General features: G+C 50.1%; 2 protein-coding genes. One reads left to right on the top strand and one right to left on the bottom strand.

Annotated features, from left to right (window positions below):
* Positions 1-61: 61 nt before the first annotated feature.
* Positions 62-478, bottom strand: a complete 417-nt coding sequence (gene tnpA, locus BBW68_RS09050; RefSeq protein ID WP_070135112.1) for an IS200/IS605 family transposase — start codon at positions 476-478, stop codon at positions 62-64.
* Between the two features lie 22 nt (positions 479-500).
* Here tnpA and BBW68_RS09045 point away from each other — a divergent pair, with 22 nt between their 5' ends.
* Positions 501-1,709 carry an RNA-guided endonuclease InsQ/TnpB family protein gene (locus BBW68_RS09045; RefSeq protein ID WP_070135110.1) on the top strand — a complete coding sequence of 403 codons (1,209 nt, stop codon included), beginning with the start codon at positions 501-503 and terminating at the stop codon, positions 1,707-1,709.
* Positions 1,710-1,752 lie beyond the last annotated feature (43 nt).

Below are 1,752 nucleotides of genomic sequence, written 5' to 3'. Positions count from 1 at the left end.
TTATCAGGTGCGCCGTAAAACCCCGTCCTTCAGGGCGGGGATATAAGGCGCGGTTTTCCGACTAACTTGGTGTTTGCTGCTGCTCGATGTATTGTCGGATGTTCGAAATCGGCGCACCACCGCAACTGCTTGCAAAATAACTCGGTGTCCACAGAACGCCTTTGTAGTAATAGCGTAGGGCGATATCTGGCCGGTCACGGCGAAGCAACCTGCTGGACACGCCTTTAAGACTGTTGACCAGATTTGATATTGCCAGTTTTGGCGGATAATTGATCAGCAAATGCACATAGTCGCATTCGCCGTCCATTTCAACCAGTTCAACATCAAAATCAGCGCATACGCTGGCAAAGTAGCTGCGTAGCTTTTCGATGGCATCAAGATCAAATATCTGTCGTCGATATTTGGCGACGAATACCAAGTGAACATGCATCAGGAAAACGCAGTGTCTTCCTCGTCGACTATCAGTTTCTTTTGTCATAGACCAAAGTATAATGATAGTCATGAAACGACTTCAAGCCTTCAAATTCCAGTTAAGACCAAATGGTCAGCAGGAGCGTGATATGCGACGCTTCGCAGGGGCTTGTCGCTTCGTTTTCAATCGTGCGTTAGCGCTTCAGAATGAGAATCATGAGGCCGGAAATAAGTATATTCCTTACACAAAAATGGCTTCATGGCTCATTGAGTGGAAATCACACCCTGATACCCAATGGCTAAAAGACGCGCCATCACAGCCGTTGCAGCAGTCACTGAAAGATCTGGAGCGCGGCTACAAAAATTTCTTCCGGAAGCGTGCTGCATTCCCTCGTTTCAAGAAACGCGGCCAAAACGATGCATTCCGCTACCCGCAAGGCGTGAAGCTCGATCAGGCCAACAATCGTATATCGCTTCCAAAGTTGGGATGGGTACGCTATCGCAATAGCCGTGAAGTCATCGGCGAAGTAAAAAACGTCACGGTCAGCCTGTCATGCGGCAAATGGTACGTCAGTATCCAGACGGAATACGAAGTGGCTGATCCCGTTCACAATGCTGAGTCGATGGTTGGCTTGGATGCAGGAGTCACAAAATTAGCAACGCTTTCTGATGGCACGGTATACCATCCAGCCAACAGTTTTAAAGCAAACCAGCGCAAGCTGGCAATGCTCCAGCGCCAGTTAAGCCGCAAAGAAAAGTTCAGCGCAAACTGGCAGAAACAGAAACGGAAAATCCAGCGTCATCACTCGCACATTGCCAATATCCGGCGCGACTACCTTCACAAAGTCACCAGTAAAATCAGCAAAAACCACGCGATGATCGTCATTGAGGACTTGAAGGTCAGTAACATGTCGAAATCGGCAAAAGGTACGTCAGAGCAGCACGGACGAAACGTCAGAGCCAAATCAGGCTTGAACCGTTCGATACTGGATCAGGGCTGGTATGAAATGCGTCGCCAGCTTGAGTATAAGCAGCTCTGGCGTGGAGGTCAGGTTCTGGCGATACCTCCGGCATATACCAGTCAGCGTTGCGCCTGCTGTGGTCATACAGCAAAAGAGAACCGCTTGTCACAAAGTAGATTCGAGTGCCTTGAATGCGGATATACCGAGAACGCTGATGTAAACGGCGCTCGTAACATTTTAGCGGCAGGACATGCCGTGCTTGCCTGTGGAGGGATGGTGCAGTCAGGCCACCTGTTGAAGCAGGAACCCACCGAGGCGAGTCAGGCTCCGGTCTGAACGCTGTAGGAATCCCCGTCCTTTAGGGCGGGGAGGATGTCAA

The sequence above is a fragment of the Candidatus Erwinia dacicola genome (genome assembly GCF_001756855.1).
Lineage (GTDB): Bacteria > Pseudomonadota > Gammaproteobacteria > Enterobacterales > Enterobacteriaceae > Erwinia > Erwinia dacicola.
Note: the sequence above shows the minus strand (reverse complement) of the source record. Positions and strands in the feature narration are given on the sequence as shown.

Excerpts from the sequence above, each read along its gene's own strand:
- BBW68_RS09045 (WP_070135110.1), top strand. The coding sequence starts at position 501 with ATGAAACGACTTCAAGCCTTCAAATTCCAGTTAAGACCAAATGGTCAG.
- tnpA (WP_070135112.1), bottom strand. The coding sequence starts at position 478 with ATGACAAAAGAAACTGATAGTCGACGAGGAAGACACTGCGTTTTCCTG.